The 906-nt window shown below is 30.5% G+C and carries 2 protein-coding genes; one reads left to right on the top strand and one right to left on the bottom strand.

Annotated features, from left to right (window positions below):
• Nucleotides 1-152: 152 nt before the first annotated feature.
• The gene (locus KI356_RS27535; RefSeq protein ID WP_212937044.1) at nucleotides 153-572 is read right to left on the bottom strand and encodes a GNAT family N-acetyltransferase; all 420 of its coding nucleotides are present in this window, start codon (nucleotides 570-572) and stop codon (nucleotides 153-155) included.
• Nucleotides 573-765: 193 nt separating this feature from the next.
• Here KI356_RS27535 and KI356_RS28445 point away from each other — a divergent pair, with 193 nt between their 5' ends.
• Nucleotides 766-900 carry a hypothetical protein gene (locus KI356_RS28445; RefSeq protein ID WP_274388413.1) on the top strand — a complete coding sequence of 45 codons (135 nt, stop codon included), beginning with the start codon at nucleotides 766-768 and terminating at the stop codon, nucleotides 898-900.
• Nucleotides 901-906 lie beyond the last annotated feature (6 nt).

Genomic DNA, 906 nt, shown 5'->3' with positions numbered 1-906 from the left:
ATATGTATTGTCCTTTCTTATTTAATATTCACGCCCGATTGTGGAAAATCTTATTTAAGATAAGCATCCTTTTAGCTTAATAATGAAAAGGTTACTGCGAGAACAATTTCTTTAATATTGATGGATGACTTACAATTAAAAATTTATTATGTTTATTTTTTTGAAATGACAGTAAACATCCCTGTCATGTTTGGTGAGTAATCTTTAAAATCATATTTTTCATAGAATGATTCTTTACCTTGTGATGCAAATAAACCGACAAACGCCTTATCAGGTGCATTCTCATTTAAATATGCAACCAAAAGATGCATAATTTCTTTCCCAATACCATGTTTCTGATAATCTGGATGAACCACTATATCTTGAATATAGAAATAGATAGATCCATCGCCGACAATTCTCCCCATGCCCACAATTTTTTCATTATCTTTGACCGTTATGCAGTGAATAGAATTCTTCAGTGAAGTTTCCGCCACTTCAAAATTCATATAATTACTCCAACCAACAGAATCACACAAATATTTGTACTCTTCCAATGTTGGAATGTTATTTTTAAACTCATATGTTTTCAAAATGTATCCTCCATGTCTTCAATTTCAACAAATAAATAAATTCGACATTTTTTTATCTATTCCTCTTATGCAACTAAACTTCCGTTAGCTATTGAACATAGTCTATTTAATTTAGTACAGCTTATTTGTGTTAATTTGTAAGAGTTTAGGGAAGAAATATAAGAAATGATCTGGTGAAAAAGGAAGTGGAAATATGAGTGATGAGAAAAAATATACAGTGGTAGGTACTGATGTCGAGGAAGTAAAGCGTTTAAACAAAAATTCAGGTTTAACGTATAACCAAGTGAAGGAATTGTTAGCGAAGCAAATGCAAAAAAGAGATGATTAGATTGAA

The organism is Bacillus hominis (assembly GCF_018332515.1).
GTDB classification, from domain to species: Bacteria; Bacillota; Bacilli; order Bacillales; family Bacillaceae_G; genus Bacillus_A; species Bacillus_A hominis.
Note: the sequence above shows the minus strand (reverse complement) of the source record. Positions and strands in the feature narration are given on the sequence as shown.